A 24,833-nucleotide genomic window follows, 5' to 3' on the forward strand; every position below is an offset into this window, starting at 1 on the left:
CCACCGGAAGACGTTCCGGCTCGCTTCGCTCGCGGGCTGCGTCTTCCGAGGTCCCGCTCGCAAGCTCGCGGGACTCGGGGGACTCGCTGCGCTCCTCGTTCGCTCCGCTCACTGCGGTGCTTACTTCGTCCGCCTTCGTCCTCGCCGGCTGCCCCTTTGAGTCCCACCCCGCACCGCACCGCACCTCACGCCTCCCCAGCCTCGGCCGACGGCGGCCGCGGGACCGCACCGCCGCGGCCGCCGCCGTCCTCCCTCGCGCTCCCCTCGCGCCCCTATCAGGGCGCTCGGGGGCGCGCCACGCGTTCGGGCTGTTGGGTCGTCGCGCTCCCGAATTCGGGGTGGGTGTGTCACACAGTTCCACTCGAAACGGCGCCCGCGTCTGGCTGACGAGCGTCTGACGCCGGCGGTTTGGGCTGCGACCCACGCTCGCAAACCCGCCGCGTACGCCGGCGCTCGCGGGCTTTGGCGCTGTTTCGGGGACGGCGCGGCGAACCACTTTCACCCTGCTTGCGGACTTTTTAATACCATGAGGAACCAATCGGCGTACGCCTCCCATTGAAACACGACCGGAGGCGACACACCCATGAGCGAACTGCGACAGGAAGCGGAAGCGATAGCGGAACAGTTCTCGGACCACCTGGACGTCTCGGCCGACGAGGTCGAGGAGCGACTGGAAAACCTCGTCAACGAGTACCGCGTCCCCCTCGACGAGGCGCGCCGGAGCGTCACCAACAGCTACCTCGACGATGCCGGCATGGAGCGCGACGAGCTCGGCCGCGGCGGCAGCGAGCGCGTCCAAGTGAACGACATCGACCAGGACGAACAGTGGGTCGACCTTCGCGTGAAGCTGGTCGACCTCTGGGAGCCGCGCAGCGACGCGGTCGCACAGGTCGGGCTCGTCGGCGACGAGTCCGGAACGATCAAGTTCGTCTCCTTCGCCACCTCCGAGCTCCCCGAGCTGGAGGAGGGGAAGTCGTACAGCCTCTCGAACGTCGTCACCGACGAGTACGAGGGCAACTACTCGGTGAAGCTCAACCGGACGACGGGCATCACCGAACTCGACGAGGAGGTCGAGGTCGGCGACAACGCCGAAACCGTCGAGGGCGCGCTCGTCGACATCCAGTCCGGCTCCGGGCTCATCAAGCGCTGCCCCGAGGAGGACTGCACCCGCGTACTCCAGAACGGCCGGTGTTCGGAGCACGGCCAGGTCGACGGCGAGTTCGACCTCCGAATCAAGGCCGTCCTCGACGACGGCGAGTCCGTCCACGAGGTCATCTTCGACCGCGAGGCCACCGAGGACCTCACGGGGATCACCCTCGAAGAGGCCAAGGACATGGCGATGGACGCGCTCGACACCACCGTCGTCGCCGAGGAGATGCAGGGCGACCTGCTGGGTCGCTACTACCGCGTCTCCGGTCCCGTCTTCGGCCGGTACGTCCTCGTCGACGAGATGGAGGAGCCCGGTCCGGTCGACGTTGAAAGTGCGCTGATCAAAGCGAGGTCGATGTAAATGAGTCAGTCAACCCCCACCCGAGAAGTCGCCCGGCGCGTGTTCGCAAGCGAGTTCAACGACGCCGGCTACATGTTCCAGGAGTCCGACGACGACCGCGCGCCCCGCTACCTGCTGTTGCCGACGGGCGAGTCGGCCAACCGCGTGTTCTTCGTTGGTACGCTCACCGAGAAACAGGACGTCGGCGAGGATGCCGAGTACTGGCAGGCCCGGATCGTGGACCCGACGGGCACGTTCTTCGCGTACGCCGGCCAGTACCAGCCCGAGGCCGCCGCCACCATCCGCGACATCGAGACACCGGCGTACGTCGCCGTCGTCGGCAAGCCGCGCGCCTACGAGACGGACGACGGCGACATCCGCGTCTCCGTCCGCCCCGAGTCGATCACCGCGGTCGACGAGACGGTCCGCGACCGCTGGGTCGTGGAGGCCGCCGAGCGCACGCTCGAACGCGTCGCCGCCTTCGACGACGAGGGCAACGAGTACGCGCGGATGGCCCGCGAGGAGTACGACCTCGACCCCGCCACGTACAAGGCCGCCGCGCTCGCCGCGCTGGAGGACCTCGACGAGAGCGCGAGCGCCGGGTCCGCCGGCGGCGAACGCGCCGGCGATGGCGGCACCACCGACGCCGCGCTTGACGACGACGTCGAGACCCCGGAACTCTGACCGCTCCGGCGGCACGCCCCCGGTCGTAACGACGACGCCCTGCGGACGGCGACGCTGCTGCCGGCGACGATGCTGGCGGACGGCAACCGTCCGTGCGGGCGTCTGACAAACGCTTAAGTGCGACGCGCCACGATTGGCCGTTGATGGGCAACAAGAACAAGACGATCTCGTTCCGCGTCAACGAGGACGCGTTCGAGACTCTCCGCGACATCGCCGAAGAGCGGGACATCTCGCTGTCGGCCGTGTTCCGGGACTACGTGGACACGCTCGTTGCCCACGACGGACAGGTCCGCGTCGTTCCCGAATCCGAGCTGGAGAGCATGGGCGAGGGCGAGGAGTCGTTCCCCCCGAAGATCGAGGTCCCCAAGAGCTTCGTCCGTGAGCACGAGCGTCTCGAACTCGAAGCCGACCACCTCCGCGAGCAGCTGGAGGAGCACAAACGCTACGTCAACTACCTCCGCGAGCAGCTGGAGGACGGCGAGGAGGACGTGATCCAGCTGGAGGACCTCGACGGCGAGCCCGACGAACCCTCCTTCCGGCTCGGATAGCGGTCAGCCGATCGTCGCCCGCGCCCGCCGGCGTTTTCATCCACTGAACCCGCCACCCGCCAGCTGCGCTACTCCTCGCCGAGCTTCGACTCGCCGACGGCGTCGTGGCCGTCGATGACCTCGGTGCCGCCCATGTACGGGCGGAGCGGCTCGGGAACCGTCACGGTGCCGTCCTCGTTCTGGTAGTATTCCAAAATGGCGACGACGATGCGGGGGACCGCGAGCCCCGAACCGTTGAGCGTGTGGAGGTGCTCGGCCGACTCGTGGTGTTCCTCGCGGTACTGGATGCCGGCCCGGCGCGCCTGGAAGTCCTCGAAGTTCGACACCGACGACACCTCCAGCCAGCGCCCGCCCTCCTCGGGGCCGTCCTCCATGTCGTCGGCGGGCGCCCACACCTCGATGTCGTACTTCTTCGCCTGCGTGAAGCCGAGGTCGCCGGTGCACATCTCGAGGATTCGGTAGGGGAGCTCCAGCCGGCGGAGCACCTCCTCGGCCTCGTCGACGAGGCCGTCGAGTCGGTCGTAGCTGTTCTCCGGTTTCACGAAGTTCACCATCTCCACCTTGTTGAACTGGTGGACGCGGACGATCCCGCGGGTTTCGGTGCCGTGCTCGCCGGCCTCCTGACGGAAGTTGGGCGAGTACGCCTGATACTTGAGTGGAAGGTCCTCGTCGAGCAGGATCTCGTCACGGTGGAGGTTGGTGACGGGGACCTCCGCGGTGGGGAGCAGCCAGAGATCGTCGTCGTCGTACTCCTCCTCGTTGGTGCCCTCAACGCGGTAGGCGTCCTCGGTGAACTTCGGCAGCTGACCCGTCCCCTGCATCGACGCCGAGTTGACCGGGAGCGGCGGGAACACGTCGTGGTACCCCTGCTCGCGGTGGAGCTCCAGCATGAACTGGATCAGCGCGTGTTCGAGGCGGGCGCCGTCGCCCTTCGCGAAGTAGAAGCCGCCGCCGGACACCTTCGCGCCGCGCTCGAAGTCGAGGATCTCCAGCCGCTCGCCGAGGTCGTAGTGGGGCTCGACCGCCTCGGGGAGCTCGCGGAGCGCGTCGAACCCCTCGCGGCGGACCTCGACGTTTTCGTCCTCGTCCTCGCCGACCGGGACCGACTCGTGGGGGATCTGCGGGAGTTCGAGCAGCGACTCCTCCAGCTCCGCCTCCAGCTCGTCCGCGCGCGACTCGATCTCCTGCAGCTCGGATTTGAGCTCCTGTGAGCGCTCGATGGCCTCCTCGGCCTCCTCGTGCTCGCCGGCGGCTTTCAGCTCGCCGATCTTCGAGGACACCTGGTTGCGCTCGTGACGCAGGTCGTCGCCGCGCTGTTTGAGCTCGCGCCACTCCTCGTCGACCGCGAGGATGCGGTCGAGGTCGACGTCGACGCCCTTGTTTGCGAGGGCTTCACGCACCGTCTCGGGATTCTCACGGACGAACTGTCGAGAGAGCATTTGTCGGGGATTCCGCCGGATGGCCCAAAACCGTATCGGAGCGCGAGTCTCGTTGCCAGCGTCCGGGTGCCGGCTGCCGACGAACATACCGGCAATAAGACCCGACACCACCTGACCGTCGATCGCCCGAAGGTGGTTCCGAGACCGACGGCGGATGGTCCGCGACGGCGAACTCGAACGCTGCGAGAGCGGACACGACGACCCACGGGCATCCCGGATATCCGCGGCCGAACCCGTTCGGCCAGCCGGGCGGTGTGCTGCGTAGCTGTTGACGAGCCGAGATGTCGGAGATACTTGCACCACTCGGGAATCATCACTCAACTTTGACGATTACATGAACGTAACCACCCTCCGGGGAGTACGTCGACGTAGATGGCTCGAACACATTCGCGGCGATCCGCGCTCGGTCTCATCGGCAGTACTGCGGTCGCTTCGCTCGCCGGCTGCGTGGGTGGAAGCGGAAACGGAAACGGCAACGGAACCGTGCGGATCTCCGGCGGAGTCGGCCCGCTCCCGATGGTCGAGGTCTGGGTCGACCTGTACGAGGAAACGACTGACGCGACCTTCGACGTCTCCGGCGGCGGCACCGGCGTCGGCGTCTCGGACGTGCTCAACGATCAGGTTGATATCGCGATGATGGGCCGTCAGCCGGAGCCCGAAGAGGAGGATCAGGGGTTGTCCGCCGTCCCGATGCTCATCGACACGGTCGTCGGGACGGTCAACGCGGAGAACCCGGTCCTCGACGAGCTACAGGCGGAGGGGCTGACCCGCGAGGACCTAGAGGAGGTCTTCACCAAGGAGGTGACGAACTGGGGCGAGCTCGTCGACGCCGACGTCGACGAGGAGATCGTCGTCTACGGGCGGTCCGACGCGTCCGCAGCGTACAAGCAGTGGGGCGACTTCCTCGCCGGCGAGGACGGCGCATACACCCAAAACGAGCTCGAGAACCTGGCGGACGCGAACCACAACGGCGACCAGCCCGTCGCGGAGGCGATCGGCAACGAGGCGAACGCGATCTCGCTGAACAACATCAACTACGTGTATGATCTTTCGAGCGGCGAGCTGGAAGGCGACATCCGGCCGATCCCGCTCGACGGCGACGGGACCGGACTCGACCCCGAAGAGGACTTCTACGAGACCCGAGAGGAGTTCCTCGGTGCCGTCGAGGCCGGCGACTACCCCGCACCGCCGGCCCGTGAGATGTTCCTCGCGTCCGACGGCGGCTTCGGGAGCGAGGCGGCCGACTTCGTCGAGTGGGTCCTCACGGAGGGTCAGCAGTACGTTCGCGAGAACGGCTACGTCCCGCTTGAGGAGGATCGGCTCGAAGCGGCACAGGACGCGCTCCCTGACGGGTCGTAGTTCGAATGAGCGAACACTCGGGAGGGACGGATCCGGGGGACGATGGCCGACCGTCACGTCGCGATCGCCGCCTCCTCGTCGAGCGACTGAGCAGCTACTGGCTCCGCGGTGCCGGCTACTTCGCCGTTGGGCTGTTCGTCGCGATCGTGGTGGCGCTGTTCTACCAGTCGCTCCCGCTGTTGGCCGAGTACCCGCTGAGCGAGGTCCTGCTCTCCTCGAACTGGGACCCGGCACAGAACCAGTTCGGGTTCTTCCCGGCGATCGTCGGGACTATCTACGTGACGATCCTGTCGATGGCGATGGGCGCGCCGATCGCGATCCTCGCGGCGGTGTACATTGCCGAGTACGCCGAGGGGCGGCGGAAAACGCTCGTCTCCTCGTTCATCGACGTGCTCGCGGCGATACCGAGCGTGATCTTCGGGCTGGTCGCGCTGGTCGTCGTCGTCCCGTTCGTCGGCAACTACCTCGCGCCCGCGGTCGGCGCGGACGCGACTGGACTCGGGATCCTGACCGTGAGCTTGGTGATGGCGATCGTCGTCACCCCCTTCATGATCTCGTTGTCGGTCGAATCGCTTGAGGCGCTCCCCGACGAGCTCCGGGAGTCGTCGCTGGGCGTCGGTGCGACCGAGTGGGAGACGATCCGCTCGGTCCTGTTGCGCGCGGCGGGTCCGGGGATCTTCTCGGCCGTACTGTTAGGCTTCGGTCGGGTGTTCGGCGCGACGATCGTCCCGGCGATGCTGATCGGCGGACAGACCCAGCTGCCGGACTCGGTGTTCTCGACCGGACAGACCCTGCCGACGCTCATCGTCAACGACTTCGGTGAGCTGATGTCGCTGCCGCTCACCCAGTCCGCGCTGATCTTCGTCGGACTGCTGCTCGTCGTCGTCGTCTGGGTGTTCAACTTCGCCGCGATGGTGGTCCGTCGCCGGCTCCAGCGGAGGTGGCAGTACCAATGAACCGGTACACGACGGAGCGGATCGCCGGCGTGGCGGTCCGCGCGGCGACGACGCTCGTCCTTGCCGTGATGGTGATCGTGATCGGCGTGACGCTCGCGCGCGGCGGTCGCGTGCTCCTCGCGAATCCGACGATCGTCGTCACGCCACCCGGCTCGCGGTACATGCTGGAGGCGAACGGCGGGTTCCTCCACGCAGTCCTCGGGAGCCTGTTCATCGTCGGTCCCGCGACGGTCGTCTCGATGGTCCTCGCCGTCTCGACGGCGTCGTACCTCCAGAGCGACTACTCCAGCGAGCGCTTCGCGGACGTCACCAACATGTTCCTGAACGTGCTCTGGGGGACCCCCCCGATCGTCTACGGCGTGTTCGTGTTGACGATCGTCATCGCGATCGGCGCACGAACGAGCCTGTTCTACGGCATCGTCGCCATCGCGATCTTCCAGTATCCGATCATGACCCGATACACCGACGAGGCGCTTCGCTCGGCTCCCGACACCGTTCGAGCGGCGACGTACGGTCTCGGTGCGACCCGCTTCGAGAGCGCGGTCATGACGGCTCGCGCCGCGCTCCCGGGGATCGTCGCCGGCGTGATCATAGGGTTCGCGCGCGGCGTCGGCGACGCCGCGACGGTCCTGTTCACCGCCGGTCGGAGCACGCGCATGCCGGGCGGGCTGTTCGAGCCGGCGACGACGCTTCCGGTGCTCGTCTTCGACCAGGCGACCTCGTTCAACGCGGAGGTGCGGTCGCACGCGTACGCCGCGTCGTTCGTTCTGATCGTCGCCGTGTTGGGACTCATACTCGCCTCGAAGCTGCTCGCCGGACGCTACGCCCGGTTCGCGCCGGGAGGTCGAAACTCATGACGAACACCGTACTCGAAACCGAGAACCTCGCCGTAACGTACACCGGAGACCGCCGCGTCGACGCCGTCAAAGGAGTTGATCTGGCGTTTCCGGAGAACCGCCTGACTGCGATCATCGGCCCATCCGGCTGTGGGAAATCGACGTACCTCAAGGCGCTCGACCGCCTCCACGACATCCAGCCGAACGTGGAGATCTCCGGGGAGGTGTTCCTCCGTGGGGAGCCGGTGTACGACACCGACGAGCCGGCACCGGAGATCCGAAAACAGGTCGGCTACGTGCCACAGGAGCCGACGGCGCTCCCGCTGTCGATCTACGAGAACGTCGCCTACGGGCTTCGGATACACGGGCTGTTCGACTCGAAAGACGAGCTCGACGACCTGGTCGAACGACACCTCCGCAAGGTGAACCTCTGGGACGAGGTGAGCGACCGGCTCGACGCGCCCGCCGCCGGGCTCTCAACGGGACAGATCCAGCGGCTCTGTCTCGCCCGCTCCTTGGCGGTCGAGCCGGACGTACTGCTCTGTGACGAGGTGACCTCCGCGCTCGATCCGATCTCCGCGGAGAACGTCGAGGAGACGCTGGCGGAACTCGCCGCGGAGTACACGATCATCATGGTGACACACAGCATGGACCAGGCGAAGCGGCTTGCCGACGAGGTCGTCTTTCTGTATCTCGGAGAGGTGGTCGAGGCGAACGACGTGCGGTCGTTCTTCGAGGACCCCCAACACGAGCGGACCAAGCGGTTCGTCAGCGGGCCGACCGACGACAAGTACGCCGTCGCCGCCACGGATTGAACCGCCACGGATTGAACCGCCACGGTTTATGTCGGGGGCCGTATCCCTCCACGCATGTTGCTCACAGGCGCGGAGCTGGCCGACGGACGGGTACGGGACGTGCGGGTTCGGGACGGAACGTTCACGGAGGTCGGCAAGGGGCTCGATCCCGTCGCCGGCGAGCGGGCCATCGACGCCCGGGGCCGGCACCTCCTCCCCGGTGCGCTCGACGTGCACGTCCACTTTCGGGAGCCCGGCGCGAGCCACAAGGAGACGTGGGCGACCGGCTCCCGGAGCGCGGCGGCCGGCGGGGTCACCACGGTCGTCGACCAGCCGAACACGGAGCCGCCGACGGTCGACGGCGACGCGCTCGCGGCGAAGATCGAACACGCCGCCGAGCACTCGCTCGTCGACTTCGGGATCAACGGCGGCGTCACCGCCGACTGGGACCCCGACTCGCTGCTCGACGGTGACCTGCTCGCGCTCGGTGAGGTGTTCCTCGCGGACTCGACCGGCGAGATGGGGATCGCCGTCGACCTGTTCGGCAAGGCGGTCGAGGCGGCTGCGGCACGCGACGTGCCCGTCACCGTCCACGCCGAGGACGAGACGCTGTTCGACGAGTCGGCGCTGGAGGGCGACCTCGGCGGAGTCGGAACCGCAGCGACCGTCGACGCGTGGTCCGCCTTCCGCACCGCCGAGGCCGAGGCGGTCGCCGTCGAGCGCGCGGTCGAGGTCGGGACGGACGCGGGCGGCCAGCTCCACATCGCCCACACCTCGACGCCGGAGGGCGTCGATGTCGTGCGCGCGGCTGCCGATGAGGGTGCCGACGTGTCGTGTGAGGTGACGCCCCATCACCTGTTCCTCTCGCGGGAGAACGCGGGGCGTCTCGGGACGTTCGGGCGCATGAACCCGCCGCTGCGCTCGGAGGAGCGCCGCGCGGCCATGTTCGAGCGGCTTCGTGCGGGCGAGATCGACGTGGTCGCGACCGACCACGCCCCCCACACCGTCGCGGAGAAGACGGCGGGGCTCACGGACGCCCCGAGCGGCGTCCCCGGCGTCGAGACGCTGTACCCGCTCCTGCTGGAGGCCGTCCGGAAGGGCGATCTGTCTCTGGAGCGCGTCCGTGACGTGGTCGCCGCCAACCCGGCCGAGATCTTCGGGCTCGAACGGAAGGGGACGATCGCGGAGGGTGCCGACGCCGACTTCGTGCTCGTCGACCTCACGAACCCCCGCGAGATCGAGGCGTCGGCGCTCCACTCCAACTGCGGGTGGACGCCCTACGAGGGATGGCAGGGCGTCTTCCCCGAGCTCACCGTCGTGCGCGGCGAGGTCGTCTATGACCGGGATCCGGTCACCGGCGCGGCGGCGTTCGGCGAGCCCGCCGGCGAGAACGTGCGGTGACCGGGCGGGAGTGACCGTCGGCCCACCCGACACTATTTAATACCGCCATCGAGTATCCACAACCTGTAATGTCGGAAGTCTGCTCGACGTGCGGGCTGCCCCAGGAACTCTGCGTCTGTGAGGACGTCGCCAAGGAGTCCCAGCAGATCAGCATCCGCATCGACGAGCGCAGATACGGGAAGGAGGTAACGGTCATCGAAGGATTCGACCCCAAGGACGTCGATATGGACTCGCTGTCCTCGGACCTGAAGTCGAAGTTCGCCTGCGGCGGCACCGTCGAGGACGGCGCCATCGAGCTGCAGGGGAACCACTCGGGTCGCGTGGAGGACTTCCTCCGCGAGAAGGGGTTCAACGTCGCGTGACCGTCGCCTAACACCCGCCGTCGAGCCGGTTTTTCCAGCCGTCCCGCCTCGCGAGCGGCGGCGCCGTCGACGGCCGCCGCTCCACACCCCTTTTAACCGTCAGCGGCGAATTCTCCGCCAGTGGACCTGCACGTACGGTACGAGGGCGACGACGACCCGGACAAGTGTACGGCCCGGAAGCTCGCGCGATTCGACCTCGCCGAGCTCCACCGGTCGGACCGGGCGACCCCCTACGGGGTCGTCTTAAACCCCCATGCGGAGCGCGCGCTCTCGCCGGCGGACGCCGACACGGCCCGCGAGGAGGCGCTCGTCGCGCTCGACTGCTCGTGGGAGTCCGCCGGCGAAAAGCGCTTCTCGCTGCCGGGTGACCACCGCGCGCTCCCGTACCTCGTCGCCGGCAACCCCGTCAACTTCGGGCGGCCCATGCAGCTGACGACCGTGGAGGCGTTCGCCGCCGCACTCCACATTCTCGGCGAGCCGGACCACGCCGAGCAGGTGATGGCGAAGTTCACGTGGGGCCAGACGTTTCTGGACCTCAACGAGGAGCCGCTTCGGCGATACGCGAACTGCGAGGACTCCGCCGAGATCGTCGAGGTCCAACAGGAGTATCTCGATCGGGAGTAGGGTAGCGACCCGAAGTCGCGTAGCGACCCGGCATGGACTGTCGGCCCGAGGTGGCCGTCGGAGTCCCGCCGTCGCCGACCTCGGGGAACCCGACCGCAACGCGACGCGGGGCTACTCGACGAACGCGACGATCTCGCGGTACTCGTCCGGGAGCTGGTCGCGAACCCGCTGGAGTTCCCGGTCGGGCACGACGAGGGAGAGCACGAACGTCACCTCCTCGACGTAGGCGCGGGCCCCCTCCTCGGTCACCTCCGCGCGAGCAGCCACGCGGTCGAGGAACTCGTCGATGCCGAAGTCGCCGGCGTCGTCGTGGTCGGCGTCGAGCAGCCAGTCGGCGGCGTCGCCGTGGAGGTACGCCGCGACATCCTCCGCCTCGCCCCGGGTGATTCGCTGGCCGAGGACGTGCAGCGTCGCGCGCGTCGCGTCGAGCATCTCGCCGCCGAGACCCGTCTCCTCACGGACGGCGTCCGTGAACGTCTCCTGGACCGGCACCGCCTCGTCCGCGATGATGGCGCCGTACTCCGGCGGGAGCTGGTCCGCCGCGTTCGCCACCTCCGCAGGACCCGTGTACTCGACGACCGCCGCGAAGACGCTCCGGAGCGTGGCGCGGGGTTGGTCCCCGAGTTCTTCCTCCTCACTTACGGCGTCGACGAACTCGCCGAGCGGCTCCGGCGACCGGTTCCGGTCCTCGACGTCGAGCACCGCCGCCGCGTACGGACCGGGAAGCCGGTCCGCGAGGTCGGACGCCTCCCCCTCCGAGAGGTTCTTCGAGAGCCGCCGGAGCGTGGCCGTCGTGACGGCCTCGGCGTGCTCCTCATCGTCGAACGGTGCGGCTCGCACCACGAGATCGCGGAACTGCCGTTCGCTCATGACGATCGGATCCGCACACGGGGCGCTGAAAAGTCCGATGGCCGCACCGCCACAGCACGCGGGCTCGCCGCCGCCAGCGCCCGCGGGCGTGACGCCGACGGCGAACAGGGGGTGCGGGAAGGCCCCGAACGCTGGCAGGCGGGAGCCGTTCGAACGGAGACGCGGGAGGCGGAAAGCGCCACAGGAGTTACGAATAATAGAACGATAATTAATAATAATTAGTATAAATACCCGCTTTTGTGGCAGCAATCTTAATAACTCCCGGCCCGCTATCTCCTCACAATGACGTCCCGCGATGACGAGTCCGCCGGCACGGACGACTGTTGTTCGGACGGCCACGGCGACGGGAGCCAGGGGGACGGCGACGAATCCGGCACTCCCCCACCCGGCGACGCAGCCGCCGAACTCCAGCTTTCGGTCCCGGCGATGGACTGCCCGTCGTGTGCGGCCAAGGTCGACCGCGCCGTTCGGGAGCTGTCGGGCGTGTCCGGCGTCGAGACCCGTCCCACGACGGGGACGGTCGTCGTCTCGCACGACCCGGATGCTGTCGGGGCGGAGCGGATCCGGGCGGCGGTCGCCAAGGCCGGCTATGCGGTCGCGGACGAGCGCACCGAGCGGTTCTCGGTGCCCGACATGGACTGTCCGTCCTGTGCGGGCAAGGTGGAGCACGCCCTCGACGTCGAGGGCGTGCTCGACGTGGACACGCGCCCGACTGCCGGCGAGGTCGTGGTCACCTTCGACCCGTCGGTCGTCGGCCGGGGCGGCGTGGTTGCGGCGGTCGAAGCGGCCGGCTACGACGTGGTCGACGGTGAGGTGTCGCCCGTCGACGAGGCCCTCTTCCGGAGCCCGCGGGCGATCGCCACCGCGGTCGGCGGCGTCTTCCTCGTCGCGGGGCTGATACTCGAGTGGTTCCTCCCCGAGCTGAACCCCGCGATCGGGACGGTCGGGCCGGTCGGCCCGCTCGCCGCCTGGGAGATCACCGGCGCGTGGGTCGCGTACCTGCTGGCGGTCGCCGTCGCCGGCCCGCCGATCCTGCGGAACGGGTTCTACTCGGTGCGCCAGCGAAGTCTCGACATCGACCTGCTGATGTCGGCCGGCATCGTCGCCGCGATCCTCGTCGACCACCCGTTCGAGGCCGCCACGCTGGCCGTCCTCTTCTCGACGGCGGAGCTGCTGGAGCGGTACTCCGTGGACCGCGCCCGCGACTCCCTGCGGGACCTGATGGAGCTGTCCCCGGACGTGGCGACCGTCCTGCGCGACGGCGAGGAGGTCACCGTCCCGGTCGAGGATGTCGAAGTCGGTGAGCACGTTGCCGTCCGTCCGGGAGAGCGGGTCCCCCTCGACGGCGTCGTGAGCGAGGGGACCGGGGCCGTCGACGAGTCGCCCGTCACGGGCGAGTCCGTCCCCGCCGATAAGGCGCCGGGTGATGAGGTGTACGCCGGCTCGATCAACGAGGCGGGCTACTTCGAGGTCGAGGTGACGACGCCCGCCTCGGAGTCGACCATCGCGCGGGTCGTCGAGCTGGTGGAGGCCGCCGGCGCCGAGGACACCCGCGCCGAGCGGTTCGTCGACCGCTTCGCCGCCATCTACACGCCGCTCGTCGTCGTCGCCGCCATTCTCACGGTGACCCTCGGAATCCTCGTCGTGGGCGGGCCGACGGACCAGTGGTTCGTTCGCGGACTCACCCTGTTGGTGGTCGCGTGTCCCTGCGCGTTCGTCATCTCGACGCCCGTCAGCGTCGTCTCCGGCGTCACCGCCGCCGCGCGCAACGGGGTCCTCATCAAGGGTGGCGAACACCTGGAGGCCGCCGGCGAGGTGGACGCGGTCGCGGTGGACAAGACGGGCACCCTGACGACCGGCGAGCTCGCCGTCACCGACGTGATCCCGCTCGGCGGCACCGACGCCGACGACCTCCTCCGGTGTGCGACCGCCCTCGAACGCCGGAGCGAACACCCCGTTGGCGAGGCGATCGTCGAGCGCGGCGAGGCGACGTTTGCGGGGGGCGATACGCCGGACGACGACCGCGACGTGACGGGCTTCGAGGCGCTGACCGGAAAGGGCGTCCGCGCGGACCTCGACGGAGTCACCCACTACGCCGGCAAGCCGGCGCTGTTCCGCGAGCTCGGCTTCGACCTCGAACACGCCCATCTGCGGACCGACGGCGGGTCGTCGCGGAGCCCGGGGAGCGCGGGCGAGCTCCGCGGTACCCGCGATCCCTCGACGGATGTCGCCATCGGCGACACCGACACCGACGCCGACGCGCTCGCCGCGGAGGCGACCGACTGCGACCACGGCGCCTACGTCGACCTCGTGAGTGAGACGATCCCGCGTCTCCAGAACGAGGGGAAGACCGTCGTCCTCGTCGGCACCGAGGACGAACTGGAGGGGATAATCGCCGTCGCCGACACGGTGCGCCCGGAGGCGGCGTGGGCCGTCTCCCGGCTCCACGACCTCGGCATCGAGCGCGTCGTGATGCTCACCGGCGACAACGAGCGCACGGCCCGCGCCATCGGCGACCGGGTTGGCGTCGACGAGGTGCACGCCGACCTCCTTCCGGAGGAGAAGGTCGACCGTGTCCGCGAGCTCCGAGAGACCTCGGACGGGGGCGTCGTGATGGTCGGCGACGGCGTCAACGACGCGCCGGCGTTGGCGGCCGCGACGGTGGGCGTCGCGATGGGCGCCGCCGGCACCGACGCCGCCCTGGAGACCGCCGACGCCGCGCTGATGGGCGACGACCTCACTCGGCTCCCGTACCTCATCGACCTCTCCGGGCGCGCGGGGCGGACCATCCGGACGAACATCGTCGCGTCGCTCGCCGTGAAGGGCGTGCTCGCTGCCGGCGCCCCCTTCGGCTACGTCACCGTCGCGATGGCGGTGATCGTCGGCGACATGGGGATGAGCCTCGGCGTGACGGGGAACGCCCTCCGACTGGGGAACGTCGAGCCCGCCGAGCCGCCGGCGGAGGCGCTTGACGGGCCGGCTCCCGATCCGTCGGCAGATTGAGGTGCCCGGCTCCCGTTCGACCGGATATGGCGCGGCAGCCCTCCACCGCCACCGAATCGGCAGCGTCCGAGTGGTCCGCTTCATCTCCAGCATCCGCTTCGTCCCCAGCATCCGCTTCATCCCCGACGCCGCCACCGCCCGACCCCGTCGAGTGGGGACCGGTTCGGTACGAGCGCCTGCGGTCGTTCGCGGCCGGCGCGGGACTGTCCGCCCTCTGTGCACTTCTCCTGTTCGTCGGGGCCGTGCTCGCGATGTCGGCCGTCGGCGTGTTCTCGGCTGCGACTGCCGGCGACGCGTCCCTGCTTCCGGCGGGTGACACGCTGCTCCTCGTTGGGGTTCTGCTGCTTGTCGGCGGTCCGTTCTCGCTGGTGTACCTGCTGGTGGCGTACGACCGGTCCTCGCCCGAGGCGCGGTCGTCGCTGCGCACCCAGTTCGGCTCGTACACGTATGACCCGCGGAGCTACCGCCCCCGCTGGGTCGCCGTCGGAAGTCTGCTCGCGGTCGCCGTCGGCTGGGTGGTGCTGACGGGCGGATGGACTGGCGCGATGTTCCCGATGGTGGTGGTTGCCTTCTGCTTCCTCCCGATGCTCGCCGGCACGCGCGGGACGAGCTTCCGGCTCGACCCGGCGAGCGCGACGCTTTCGTCCACCTACCACTCGCACGACCGGACGAACGAGACGGACCTGACCGCCGTCGTCCGCTACCGGCGGCTCGACCTGCCGTGGACGACGCTGTTTCTCACGCCCGTTCGAGGGAACCAGTGGCTCCGCTCGACGCCGTGGCTGTTCGTCCCCCACGACCGGGCGGACGCCGTCGAGGAACGGCTTCGGTGGGTGATCGAACACACCGACGGCCCGGAGCGCCTCAGCCGGACGGAGCGAATCGTGCTCGTCGCCGTCGGCTCCAGCGCCCTCCTCACCGGGGGCCTTTTCGCCGTTCTCGGCGGTGCCGACGGCGGGTGGGTGCTCACGTTGGTGTCGCTCCCCGTCGCGCTGCTGTTTCTGGTGCTGGCTGTGCGGCTGTGAGGCTGCCGTGGGACGCTGAGCGCGAGCGCCGGTGCCCGGCTGCCCGCCAGTGTGTCCTTGTCACATTCTACCACGAAGCTCATATACGCCGGGTTCGTAGTTCAGGTATGGACCCGAAGCGGTTCGACGCCGCCCTCGAGGACGCCTTCGGCGGCACGCCCGCCGAGCGCCGGCCGATCGTGCGCGCGGCGCGCGACCTTGCCGACGCCGGAAAGCCCTCCCGCGACCGCGGCCACGCGCTGACGCCGCAGGGCGTCGTCCGGAATCTGGCGGACGCCCCGGACGGCTCCTCGGTCGTCGAACGCTGGAACTGGTGGATGGGGGCGCTCGACGCCGCCTACGGCGGCTACGACGCGTTCACCGTCCGGTTCCTCTCCGGCGACGAGGAGGCCGAGCTCCAGCGATAGCCGGAGCACGGCGATATTCCGTCGTTCGGCATGACACCCCGCCGCAGTCGCTTACTTTCACTTTCACTCCGGACATGGCTCGATTATAGGTGGAACTCCGCCCATCTTTCCCCTATGAGCTCCCGAAGCACGGGGACGCCGCGGTTCGCCTCCCCCACCCGACTCGACGTGACGGACTGTCCCGCCGACCGCCTCGACGACCGTGCCCGCGCCAACCGGGTCAGCGACGGCGAGCTCCACCTCGAACGGCGCGGCGGCCGCACGTTCCTCGTGGCGACGCCGACCGAGCGGTAGCGAACCTCCCGACCGACGCGTCTCCCGTTCTCCTCGGTTTAAGTGGTTCGCGGCCCGGTTACGGTTGTGACTCCCACTCGTTCCCCGCTCCCCTCCCTCCCACCCGAGGGCGCCCACGAGCGAGCGCGGCTCGCGGGCGCCGGCGCCACGCTCGTCGCGCTCGGCGGCATCCTGCTGGCGACGCTGCTCGATCCGACGTTCTCGTGGGCCGACGACGCGCTCTCCGACCTCGGCGTGCGTCCCCGGTCGACGCCCGTTTTTAACGGCGCGCTGGTGCTCGCCGGGTTGGTCGGACTCGGCTACGCTCCCGGGCTGTGGCGAGTTGGGGATGGCGACGGCGGCCGGCTCCTCCCGCGGGCGGTCGCCGTCGTCTTCGCGCTCTCGATGGTCGGGCTCGCCGGCGTCGGGCTGTTCGACCTGACGCACCAGCTCCACTTCCCGGCTGCCGTGGGCTTTTACCTGCTCGTGACGCTCGCGTTCGCGCTCGACGGGGTCGCCCGCCGGCGGACGCGGACGGGGCGGATCACGCTGACGCTGGCTCCGCTGCACGTTCTCGGCTGGTGGACCTGGACCGCCGGCTACTGGGGCGTGTCGGGGCTCGCGCTCCCCGAGCTGTTCGGCGCGCTGCTGTTCGCGGCGTGGGTGTGGGTGCTCGGCCCGCTCCCGGTCGTCGAGCGCGCTTAAAAGGCGATAGCGGGGTCGTGGTTGCCGTCGAGGTGACCGCTGGCACCTACTAAGTGGTTGGTGGAGTGAGTGTGCCGGTGAACACTTCCAAAGCCCCAGCCGGCACCTTATAAGCGAGTTGAGTGGTGAGCACGCCGGCGAACACCTCCAAAGCCCCAGCCGGCTCCGGTCGAGGGACTTGCTGCGCGCTTTTTAGGGCGTCTCTCCGCACAGCCCGACGCCCTAAAAAGTGCTTGCGTCGCCCGTCTTCCCGGAGCCGGCTCGCGGCTTCGCCGCTCGCTCTCCGAGGGCTCCCTCCGGTCGCCCTCGCCGGCTGCCCCTTTGAGTCCCACCCCGCCCCGCACAGCACCGCACCTCACGCCTCCCCAGCCTCGTCGTCGCCTGCGGCGACGACTCCCTCGCGCGCGTTTCTCGCGCGCGCCGACCGCTCGTCCAGTTTAAAAGGGTGAACACACTCCAAACGCAACCGGAATCGAGCCTCCACTGCAGGTGTTCCGAGCCGCCGTCGCTCACCACGAGGGAACGAGCAGGAGCGCGACAGACAGCGAGATGAAGACGACCTTCAGCACGGTGTTGAGCACGACGACCTTCGTGCCAAACTCCGGGCCCCAGATGCCGTACTGGAACGGGATGGAGCGTTTGAACGTCGAGACGGCAAACGAGAGCACGCCGCCGATGAGCAGCGTCGCCACCGCCGTCCGGGGGGTGAAGGTACCGTCCGCGACCAGGGGCGCGGCGGTGATGGCGCCGGCGGTCGTGTCCAGCGAGTGGACGGCGATGACGGCGGGCGCCGCGCTCGGCAGGCCCACGGCGGCCGTCACGGGCTCCGCGAAGGCGGTCAACGCCTCCACGTCGTAGTAGGTGGTGAAGGCGACCACGAGCGTGTAGATGACCGCGAGTCGGGGAACGATCCGCGAGAGGGTGCTCCACGACTTCTCGCCGGCGTCGCGGACGCGCTCGCGCCGGCCGCGGTCGTCGCCCTCCGGTCCCGACGCCTCCAGGTCGTCGAGCGCGGAGCGGTCGACGTTGCGCTCGGACAGCAGGAGCGCGCCGCCGACCACGCCGACAGCAGTGATCGCGAGGGCAATGCCGGCGCGGAAGGAGACGTACAGCACGCCCGTCGTCGCGCCGAGGATCGGGATCAACACGGGAACGTAGTAGGTGATGACGTGTTGGAGAAACCCGAAGAACGTGTTGATGGTCACCGCCACCAGCGTGGCGCGGTCGTCGAGCAGCCCGGATTCGCGGTACTCCGCGAGGGTGGCGTAGCCGGCGGTCGTCGACGCCGCGGTGGTGAGGATCGCCGTGCCGGCCTCGTCCGGCAGATTCGCGGGGCGAGTGAGGTACCCGGCGACGCCGGCGACGTAGCGCACGAGCCCGAAGGCGACGGCGACGTTGGCCGCGAACACGCCGGCGGCGATGAACAGCGTGATCCGCGCCAGCCGCGGCGCCACCTCGGCGAGCAGTCCGACGAGCTCGACGGCGACCGAGTTCACATCGGAACTCGGTGACGGGTGATAAAAGGAGCGTCGGTGGCTCTCGGTCTGCGGGAGTCGCGGCGCCGAGCGCTCCCCGTGGCGACCCCAACCGGCAACGACCGGCTTTTTGAGGCAGCGACACCCATTCCGGCACAATGGCCCCTGCAGACGACGACATCTCGATCGAGGAAAAACGGGTGTACGCCGGCACCGCGGGACGCACCGACGCGTACGTCGCCACCGCCGACGGACTGGTCCGAGTCGCGGCATCCGGCGACAAGATCGGGTCGTTCGAGCTCGTCGCCGACGTCGCCGCGAGCGACGTGGCGGTGTACGGGGGTGACCCGGAGGATGGCGCGGCCGGCCACTCCGCACCCGTCCTCGCGGTCGCCACCGAGACGGACCTCCTCGTCGCCGCGCTCGACGACGATGCGGACACGGACGGGACCGCGGATCCGGATCTCCACCCCGTCGGCTTCGGGCCGGCGGCCGCGGTCGGCGTGTACGACGACGCCTTCCTCGTCGCCGGCGCGGACGGGACGGTCGCCCGCGTTGATCCCGATGTCGAGGCTGACGCCGGCGGCGAACCGGCGGCCGACGGTGCGGCCGCAGCGACTCCGCTCGGGACCGTCTCCGACCCCCGAGCCGTCGACGGGCCGCTCGTGGCCGCCGCCGACGGCGTCCACCGGGTAGTCGAACGGGGGACTGACGGCGAGGCGACCCTCGAATCGGTCGGTCTCGACGATGTCGCCGACGTGGCCGGGTCGGGTGTCCCGCTGGCGGCCACTCCCGAGGGCGTCTACTGGCTCGGCAACGGCTGGATGGACGCGCTTGCGGGCGAGACAACCCGGGTTGCGGCCGACGGCGACGGCCACGCCATGGCGGTCGTCGATGACGAGCTGTACGTCCGGACCGGGACGGACGGTGCCGGCGGGAGCTGGGACGCGGACGCGTGGACGCCGGCGACCCTGCCTGTGGCCGAACCCCCCGTCGCGCTCGGCTACGGACCGGGCGTCTCGGCGGTGGTCACGGCGGCAGGGACGCTGTGTCTGGACGCCGGCGACGGCTGGCGCCACCAGGTGATCGGCATCCGTGACGCGAAGGCGGTCGCATTGACGCCGCCAACCGACGACTAAAGGAAACTGGTTTACCCGAGTCCACGGAACGGTCGGCCATGATCGTACCCGGGTCGAGCTCCCAGCAGCTCGCGGCCGCGCTCGCCGACGCGACGGACCACGAGCTGGCGACGGCGACGTACGACCGGTTCCCGGACGGGGAACGGCTGGCCGCGGCGCCGGCGTTCGCCGATGCCGAAACGGACCACGCCGTCGTCGTCGCGACCACCGACAGCGACGAGGCGTGGGTCGAACTGCTCCAGCTCCAGGACGCCGTCCGCGAGGCCGGCGCCGAGCGCGTGACGACCGTCATCCCCTACATGGGCTACGCCCGGCAGGACCGCTCGTTCAAACCCGGCCAGCCCGTCTCCGCCCGCGCGATGGCGCGAGCCGTCTCCACCGGCACCGACAAGGTCGTGCTCGTCAACCCCCACGAACCCGCAGTCGCCGACTTCTACGACGTGCCCGTGACGAGCGTCGACGCCGCCGCCGCGCTCGCCGACCCGCTGCCGGACCTGACGAACCCGCTGTTTTTGGCGCCCGACGAGGGCGCCGTCGACATCGCTGAAACGGTGCGGAACGCCTACGGTGCCGGCGATACCGACTACTTCGAGAAACACCGCGACCGCGACACCGGGACGGTGGAGATCACGACCGCCGACGCGTCGGTTGCCGACCGCGACGTGGTCGTCGTCGACGACATCGTCGCCACGGGATCGACGATGAGCGAGGCCGTCGGCGTGTTGCGCGCGGACGGCGCCGACCGAATCCTCGCCGCCTGCGTCCACCCGATGCTCGCCGCCAACGCCGTCACGAAGCTCCGGGCCGCCGGCGTCGACCGGCTGGTCGGCACCGACACCATCGAGCGCGGGTGTAGCGTGGTGAGTGCCGCGGGCGCGATCGCGGACGCGCTGTAGTCGGAGCCGCTTCTACGCCAGTCCACCATGCCCGTCGAGGACCCCCGCGACGCGTACGACGACCTGATCACCACCGAGCGGCGCGAAGAGCTGTCGCCGGAGACGTTCGCCGACCACGCGAGCTCGGAGGCGATGGCCGCCGGCTGGGTCGTCGTGGCCTACGTGTTCGACGACGCCGGGCGCGTGCTGCTGGTCGACGAGCCGTGGGCCGACGGGTGGAAGTCGCCGGCGGGTACTCACAAGCCCGGCGAGTCGCTTCCGGAGACCCTTCGACGTGAGGTTCGCGAGGAGACCGGCATCGAGGCGCGTCCCGGTCGCCCTCACGCCGCGGAGACGTACACCGCCGTGAACGCCGATACGGGCGAAACCGCCTCCATGGTCGCCGTGGGGATGGCCGCGACCGCGGAGACGACGACCATCGCCGCCGACCCCGGGGTGGACGGCGAGACGATCGAGGACGTTCGCTGGTTCACGGAGTTGCCGCCGACCGTGTTCAACCCTGACGTGACCGAACCCGTGTACCGTCGCTGTCTGGAGGAGCACGGCTCGCGATAGTGGGGTGGGCGGGGCGGAAGGACGGACGGAGAACGACGTTCGCGTTACGAGCGGTCGGTGACCGCACGAATCCGCGGAAGCACCTGTTCGTAGCCGAGCGCGACGACGCCGATGTACAGCGCGATGGCGCCCATGCCGAGCGCCCAGAGCCCGGTAGCGACATCACCCGTTGCGATGGCCGAGAACGCGACCCGTTCGAGCGCGACGCCCGCCAGCGCGGCGGCGCCTGCGCCGACGAACAGCACGAGTAACTCGAGCAGCTCGACGGCGAACGCGGAGATGTTCTCCATACATCCTCACGGAGATACCCGGTAAAGACGTTTTCGCCAGGCATCTCGACGGATAGTCGGCGGGTATCGGGTGTTTGCACCCGGTTGTCGTGGATTCGGGGTCGGGAGTGCATCCGTCGTTCAGTTCAACGCTCTTCCGTAGGAGATCGTTGATACAACCTCCCGTTGCAAACACTACTCAGTAGCTGGCCGTCAGAACCGCTGCGGCGCACGTTCTTGACCCGTCCAGCTCACAACAGAATCGCAGGAGTGCTCTCCATCAACAATGTACTACACGAGGGCGTACTTCAATATCGGGCTCCGGTTTGGGCGTTCGTACACCTTCATTCGGACGCCCGTAGCCTGAGCGTTTCACTCGGGCGATTCCGGTGAGATGCGGCACGCCGGTCGGTCGTCGGTCGCGTCGGTTCCCGCTACTCCGACCGGGTCCGTTCCGCCAGCTGCTCCTGCCACTCCTGCACGCGGGAGAGCAGCTCGACCGGCGCCGTCTCGTTCACGTCGAGGTCGGCGAGCGCCTCCAGCACCGCCTCGGCTTCCGGGTCGACGCCGGCGGCGGATTCCGCTGCCGCGGCCGCCTCACTGCTCCCGTTGCTGACTGTCTCGGCCGCCGCCTCACCAGCAACATCGGTGGCCGCCTCACCGACGCCGGAGCCGCCACGCTCGTCCGACCCGTCGAACGACCCCGTCGAGAGATCGAAGACGGCCTGTTTCGTCTCGCCGCTTGCGCCGCCGCTCCCTTTCGCCTCGATCGCCTTCTCCTCGCGGAGCCGGTCGAGCACGGTGTCCGCTCTGTCGACGACCGGGTTCGGAACGCCGGCGAGCCCCGCCACGTGGATCCCGTACGAGCGGTTCGTCGGCCCGTCACGCACCGTCCGGAGGAACGTCACGTCGCCGTCGCGCTCATCGACCGCGACGTGGACGTTCTCGACGCGGGGAAGGTGGTCCGCCAGCGTCGTCAGCTCGTGATAGTGGGTGGCAAATAATGTGCGGGCGCGCACCTCGTTGTGGAGGTACTCCGTGGCCGCCCACGCGATCGAGATGCCGTCGTAGGTGGCGGTGCCGCGGCCGACCTCGTCGAGGATCACGAGCGACTCCTCGGTCGCGGAGTGAAGGATGTTCGACAGCTCCTGCATCTCGACCATGAACGTCGACCGGCCCTGTGCGAGCTCGTCGAGCGCGCCCACGCGGGTGTAGACGCCGTCCACGAGCCCGACGGTCGCCGAGCGCGCGGGGACGAACGAGCCGATCTGCGCGAGCAGCTGAATGAGCGCGGCCTGGCGCATGTACGTCGACTTCCCGCTCATGTTCGGGCCGGTGACGATGAGGAAGCCGCGCTCCTCGTCCAGCCGGAGGTCGTTGGGGACGAAGTCGGTGGTGCGCTCGACGACCGGGTGCCGGCCCGCCTCCACGTCGAGAACGCCGGGGTCGGCCAGCTCGGGACGCACCCAGTCGTTGCCGGCCGCGTGCGTCGCCAGCGACGCGAGCGCGTCGAGCTCGGCGATGACACGCCCGACTTCCTGGAGAAGCGCGGCCTCGGCGGCCACGCGCTCGCGGAGCTGCTCGAACAGCTCGTACTCCAGTTCGCCGCGAGCCTCCTCCAGCCTGAGGACCTCCCGCTCGCGCTCCTCCAGCTCGTCGGTGACGAACCGCTTGGAGTTTTTCAGCGTCTTGATCTCCCGGTAGTGCTCCGGAACCTGGTCGGCGACGGACTTGCCCACCTGGATGTAGTAGCCGTCCGTCTTGTTGCGGTCGACGGTGACGTGGTTCAGGCCGTGCTGGCGCTTCTCGCGGTCGGCAAGCGTGTCGAGCCACTCCTTTGCCTCCTCGTGGCGCTCGATCAGGTCGTCGAGCTCCGGGTCGTACCCCTTCTTCAGGAGCCCGCCCTGCGTCTTGGTGCTGGGCGGGTCCTCGGCGAGCGCCTCCGCGAGTTCCGTGTGCAGGGCGTGCACCCGGTCGCGGTCGACGCGCCGGAGCACCGCGGCGATGGGCGAGTCCGCGAGCAGGGTCTCCTCGATGGCGGCCTCCAACTCGGGAAGGAGCGCGAGCGTGTCCCGCACCGACAGCAGCTGGCGGGCGCCCGCACTCCCGCTGGTGGCGCGAGCCGCGAGCCGTTCGAGGTCGTAGGCGTCAGCGAGCGTCTCCGTCAGCCGGTCGCGCGCCAGCGCCGCGCTCGCCAGCGCCTCGACGGCGTCCAGCCGCCGGTCGAGCTCCGCGCGGTCGCGTTTCGGGCGCGTGAGCCACTCGCGCAGCAGCCGGCCGCCGGGCGAGGAGACGGTGTGGTCGACCGCGTCGAACAGCGACCCCTCCGTCTCCCCGTTCATCGTGCGGGTGAGCTCCAGATTGCGCTGGGTGGTGGCGTCGAGCTCGACGTGGTCGTCGGCGCCGTACGCCGTCAGCCGGCTCATCGAGGCGAGCACGCCGGCGCCCGTCTCCTCGACGTAGCCGAGCACGGCGCCCGCCGCCCGCACCGCGAGTTCGGAGTCGAGCCCCACCGCCTCCGCGGTCTCGTCGCCGAACTGCTCGCGGACGGCGTGTTTCGCGCGCCCCGGCGCGAACGCCTCCGCGTCGAAGACGGAGACGGTGCCGGACAGCTCCTCGCGGATCCCGGAGAGGAGCGCGTCGTCGTTGCGCACCCGCGGGCCGGGGAGCACCTCGATGGGGTCGAACCGGAACAGCTCCGCGCGGAGGTCGCCCTCGTCGGCGATCTCCGTCGCGAGGAACCGACCCGTCGTCACGTCGGCGAACGCCACCCCGTAGGGGCCGTCGGCGTCCGTGCCGTCGCCGCCCGCGCTCCCCGGGGCGTTCGGCCGCAGTGGCCCGTCACCCTCGCGGACCACGGTCGCAAGATAGCGCGCTTCCGCGTCGGTGGTCTCCAGCAGGGTCCCGGGCGTCACGACACGGGTGATCTCGCGGGCGTGACCGCCGTCCTCCGTGTCGTACTGGTCGGCGACCGCGACGCGGTAGCCGCGCTCGACGAGCGCCTTCAGGTAGGGAGTGAGGTCGTTCAGGGGGACGCCCGCCATCGGATACGACGAGCCGTGTGAGGACTTCTGGGAGACTTTTAAGTCGAGCTCGTCGCCGACCGTCTCGGCGTCGTCCGCGAAGAACTCGTAGAAGTCGCCACACTGCATCGCGAGGAGGTCCGCGTCCGTCTCCGATTTCAGGTCGAGAAATTCCCCGACGATCCCCGTTGGCATATACGCGTACTCCCGCCGTCGGCGGCTAAAACCCTGCGGGTCGCCGTGGGCAATATCGAGGCGTTACAAAAATCGTCCACGGTTGTTCGGTCTCGACCGAAACGACGCCGGCGGACGCGAGGCTTCGCGTTAACGGCGGGAACCTAAATAATCGTTCCATCTAAAGTGAAAATAATCAACACCGGGAGTGAGTATTTCACTCAGCGTCATCGGTGACTACTTGTAAATGACCATCAACGATTCCGCTGCTCTCCTTTTAAACACCGGCTGCGGTCGGCGCGCGCGATAAACGCGCGCGAGGGAGGCGGCGGGCCGCCGCGGAGCGGTCCCGCGGCGGCCCGCCCGCCGAGGCTGGGGAGGGCTGAGGCTGCGGTGCTGTGCGGGGCGGGGTGGGACTCAAAGGGGCAGCCGTTCCCGCCGCAGGCGGGAAACAGCGAGACGGCGCCGACCGTCTCGCCCGTGGTCCGGGAAGACGGACGACGCAAGCACGTTGCAGGGCGTCGGGC

The 24,833-nt window shown here is 69.4% G+C and carries 23 protein-coding genes; 18 read left to right on the forward strand and 5 right to left on the reverse strand.

The genetic code is table 11. The annotated features are described in order from the left end of the window. Nucleotides 1-583: 583 nt before the first annotated feature. The 3 genes from ACYQ07_RS11440 to ACYQ07_RS11450 all read left to right on the forward strand — a co-directional run bounded on the left by ACYQ07_RS11440 (nucleotide 584) and on the right by ACYQ07_RS11450 (nucleotide 2,721). The gene (locus tag ACYQ07_RS11440; protein WP_459881644.1) at nucleotides 584-1,510 is read left to right on the forward strand and encodes a replication factor A; all 927 of its coding nucleotides are present in this window, start codon (nucleotides 584-586) and stop codon (nucleotides 1,508-1,510) included. Beyond that, nucleotides 1,511-2,173: an RPA family protein gene (locus ACYQ07_RS11445; RefSeq protein WP_459881647.1), complete on the forward strand. Its 663-nt coding sequence runs from the start codon at nucleotides 1,511-1,513 to the stop codon at nucleotides 2,171-2,173. A 143-nt stretch (nucleotides 2,174-2,316) separates the two neighbouring features. Further along, complete coding sequence (locus ACYQ07_RS11450; protein ID WP_459881650.1) at nucleotides 2,317-2,721, forward strand: DUF8146 domain-containing protein; 405 nt, start codon at nucleotides 2,317-2,319, stop codon at nucleotides 2,719-2,721. A gap of 68 nt (nucleotides 2,722-2,789) precedes the next feature. Here the strand turns inward: ACYQ07_RS11450 and serS are convergent, their stop codons facing one another. Then, the gene (serS, locus tag ACYQ07_RS11455) at nucleotides 2,790-4,160 is read right to left on the reverse strand and encodes a serine--tRNA ligase (RefSeq protein ID WP_459881652.1); all 1,371 of its coding nucleotides are present in this window, start codon (nucleotides 4,158-4,160) and stop codon (nucleotides 2,790-2,792) included. Nucleotides 4,161-4,532: 372 nt separating this feature from the next. On the opposite strand from serS, the gene ACYQ07_RS11460 reads away from it, so the two are divergent. The 7 genes from ACYQ07_RS11460 (at nucleotide 4,533) to ACYQ07_RS11490 (ending at nucleotide 10,492) form a co-directional block, all read left to right on the forward strand. After that, on the forward strand, nucleotides 4,533-5,519 hold the full coding sequence (locus ACYQ07_RS11460) for a PstS family phosphate ABC transporter substrate-binding protein (RefSeq protein ID WP_459881655.1): 987 nt from the start codon (nucleotides 4,533-4,535) through the stop codon (nucleotides 5,517-5,519). A 5-nt stretch (nucleotides 5,520-5,524) separates the two neighbouring features. Next, nucleotides 5,525-6,475, forward strand: coding sequence for a phosphate ABC transporter permease subunit PstC (gene pstC, locus ACYQ07_RS11465; protein WP_459881658.1), 951 nt, complete (start codon nucleotides 5,525-5,527; stop codon nucleotides 6,473-6,475). Further along, nucleotides 6,472-7,332 carry a PstA family ABC transporter permease gene (locus ACYQ07_RS11470; protein ID WP_459881660.1) on the forward strand — a complete coding sequence of 287 codons (861 nt, stop codon included), beginning with the start codon at nucleotides 6,472-6,474 and terminating at the stop codon, nucleotides 7,330-7,332. Before pstC ends, ACYQ07_RS11470 begins: the two co-directional genes overlap by 4 nt. Beyond that, on the forward strand, nucleotides 7,329-8,126 hold the full coding sequence (locus ACYQ07_RS11475) for a phosphate ABC transporter ATP-binding protein (RefSeq protein ID WP_459881663.1): 798 nt from the start codon (nucleotides 7,329-7,331) through the stop codon (nucleotides 8,124-8,126). Before ACYQ07_RS11470 ends, ACYQ07_RS11475 begins: the two co-directional genes overlap by 4 nt. A 54-nt stretch (nucleotides 8,127-8,180) precedes the next feature. Next, a complete protein-coding gene (locus ACYQ07_RS11480; RefSeq protein WP_459881666.1) occupies nucleotides 8,181-9,506 on the forward strand; it encodes a dihydroorotase in 1,326 nt (441 codons plus the stop codon). Between the two features lie 68 nt (nucleotides 9,507-9,574). Continuing rightward, nucleotides 9,575-9,868 carry a stress response translation initiation inhibitor YciH gene (gene yciH, locus ACYQ07_RS11485; RefSeq protein WP_459881669.1) on the forward strand — a complete coding sequence of 98 codons (294 nt, stop codon included), beginning with the start codon at nucleotides 9,575-9,577 and terminating at the stop codon, nucleotides 9,866-9,868. Between the two features lie 120 nt (nucleotides 9,869-9,988). Next, nucleotides 9,989-10,492, forward strand: coding sequence for a DUF367 family protein (locus ACYQ07_RS11490; RefSeq protein WP_459881672.1), 504 nt, complete (start codon nucleotides 9,989-9,991; stop codon nucleotides 10,490-10,492). Nucleotides 10,493-10,603: 111 nt separating this feature from the next. Here the strand turns inward: ACYQ07_RS11490 and ACYQ07_RS11495 are convergent, their stop codons facing one another. After that, nucleotides 10,604-11,362 (reverse strand): DUF2267 domain-containing protein, encoded by a 759-nt coding sequence (locus ACYQ07_RS11495; RefSeq protein WP_459881675.1) that lies wholly within the window; start codon nucleotides 11,360-11,362, stop codon nucleotides 10,604-10,606. A 282-nt stretch (nucleotides 11,363-11,644) separates the two neighbouring features. Between ACYQ07_RS11495 and ACYQ07_RS11500 the strand changes: the two genes are divergently transcribed. From ACYQ07_RS11500 to ACYQ07_RS11520, 5 genes are all read left to right on the forward strand, one after another. Next, the gene (locus tag ACYQ07_RS11500) at nucleotides 11,645-14,365 is read left to right on the forward strand and encodes a heavy metal translocating P-type ATPase (RefSeq protein ID WP_459881678.1); all 2,721 of its coding nucleotides are present in this window, start codon (nucleotides 11,645-11,647) and stop codon (nucleotides 14,363-14,365) included. A gap of 26 nt (nucleotides 14,366-14,391) precedes the next feature. Further along, nucleotides 14,392-15,390 carry a hypothetical protein gene (locus tag ACYQ07_RS11505; protein WP_459881681.1) on the forward strand — a complete coding sequence of 333 codons (999 nt, stop codon included), beginning with the start codon at nucleotides 14,392-14,394 and terminating at the stop codon, nucleotides 15,388-15,390. Between the two features lie 107 nt (nucleotides 15,391-15,497). Further along, on the forward strand, nucleotides 15,498-15,797 hold the full coding sequence (locus ACYQ07_RS11510) for a WNWW family protein (RefSeq protein ID WP_459881684.1): 300 nt from the start codon (nucleotides 15,498-15,500) through the stop codon (nucleotides 15,795-15,797). 114 nt (nucleotides 15,798-15,911) lie between these two features. Continuing rightward, nucleotides 15,912-16,091 (forward strand): hypothetical protein, encoded by a 180-nt coding sequence (locus ACYQ07_RS11515; RefSeq protein ID WP_459881687.1) that lies wholly within the window; start codon nucleotides 15,912-15,914, stop codon nucleotides 16,089-16,091. Between the two features lie 66 nt (nucleotides 16,092-16,157). After that, nucleotides 16,158-16,775 (forward strand): DUF998 domain-containing protein, encoded by a 618-nt coding sequence (locus tag ACYQ07_RS11520; protein ID WP_459881689.1) that lies wholly within the window; start codon nucleotides 16,158-16,160, stop codon nucleotides 16,773-16,775. A gap of 509 nt (nucleotides 16,776-17,284) precedes the next feature. Here ACYQ07_RS11520 and ACYQ07_RS11525 read toward each other — a convergent pair. Beyond that, nucleotides 17,285-18,271 carry a nucleoside recognition protein gene (locus ACYQ07_RS11525; RefSeq protein WP_459881691.1) on the reverse strand — a complete coding sequence of 329 codons (987 nt, stop codon included), beginning with the start codon at nucleotides 18,269-18,271 and terminating at the stop codon, nucleotides 17,285-17,287. A gap of 137 nt (nucleotides 18,272-18,408) precedes the next feature. Between ACYQ07_RS11525 and ACYQ07_RS11530 the strand changes: the two genes are divergently transcribed. The 3 genes from ACYQ07_RS11530 to ACYQ07_RS11540 are packed head-to-tail and all read left to right on the forward strand — an operon-like array spanning nucleotide 18,409 to nucleotide 20,840. Then, nucleotides 18,409-19,389, forward strand: a complete 981-nt coding sequence (locus tag ACYQ07_RS11530; RefSeq protein WP_459881694.1) for an HVO_0234 family beta-propeller protein — start codon at nucleotides 18,409-18,411, stop codon at nucleotides 19,387-19,389. A gap of 38 nt (nucleotides 19,390-19,427) precedes the next feature. Then, nucleotides 19,428-20,285 carry a ribose-phosphate diphosphokinase gene (prs, locus tag ACYQ07_RS11535; RefSeq protein ID WP_459881697.1) on the forward strand — a complete coding sequence of 286 codons (858 nt, stop codon included), beginning with the start codon at nucleotides 19,428-19,430 and terminating at the stop codon, nucleotides 20,283-20,285. Nucleotides 20,286-20,312: 27 nt separating this feature from the next. Continuing rightward, entirely contained in the window at nucleotides 20,313-20,840 is a 528-nt protein-coding gene (locus tag ACYQ07_RS11540) for an NUDIX hydrolase (protein ID WP_459881700.1), read from the forward strand. A 44-nt stretch (nucleotides 20,841-20,884) separates the two neighbouring features. Here the strand turns inward: ACYQ07_RS11540 and ACYQ07_RS11545 are convergent, their stop codons facing one another. Continuing rightward, nucleotides 20,885-21,130: a DUF8151 family protein gene (locus ACYQ07_RS11545; protein WP_459881703.1), complete on the reverse strand. Its 246-nt coding sequence runs from the start codon at nucleotides 21,128-21,130 to the stop codon at nucleotides 20,885-20,887. 413 nt (nucleotides 21,131-21,543) lie between these two features. Next, nucleotides 21,544-24,327 carry a DNA mismatch repair protein MutS gene (gene mutS / locus ACYQ07_RS11550; RefSeq protein ID WP_459881706.1) on the reverse strand — a complete coding sequence of 928 codons (2,784 nt, stop codon included), beginning with the start codon at nucleotides 24,325-24,327 and terminating at the stop codon, nucleotides 21,544-21,546. Nucleotides 24,328-24,833 lie beyond the last annotated feature (506 nt).

The sequence above is a fragment of the Halorubrum gandharaense genome (genome assembly GCF_054654575.1).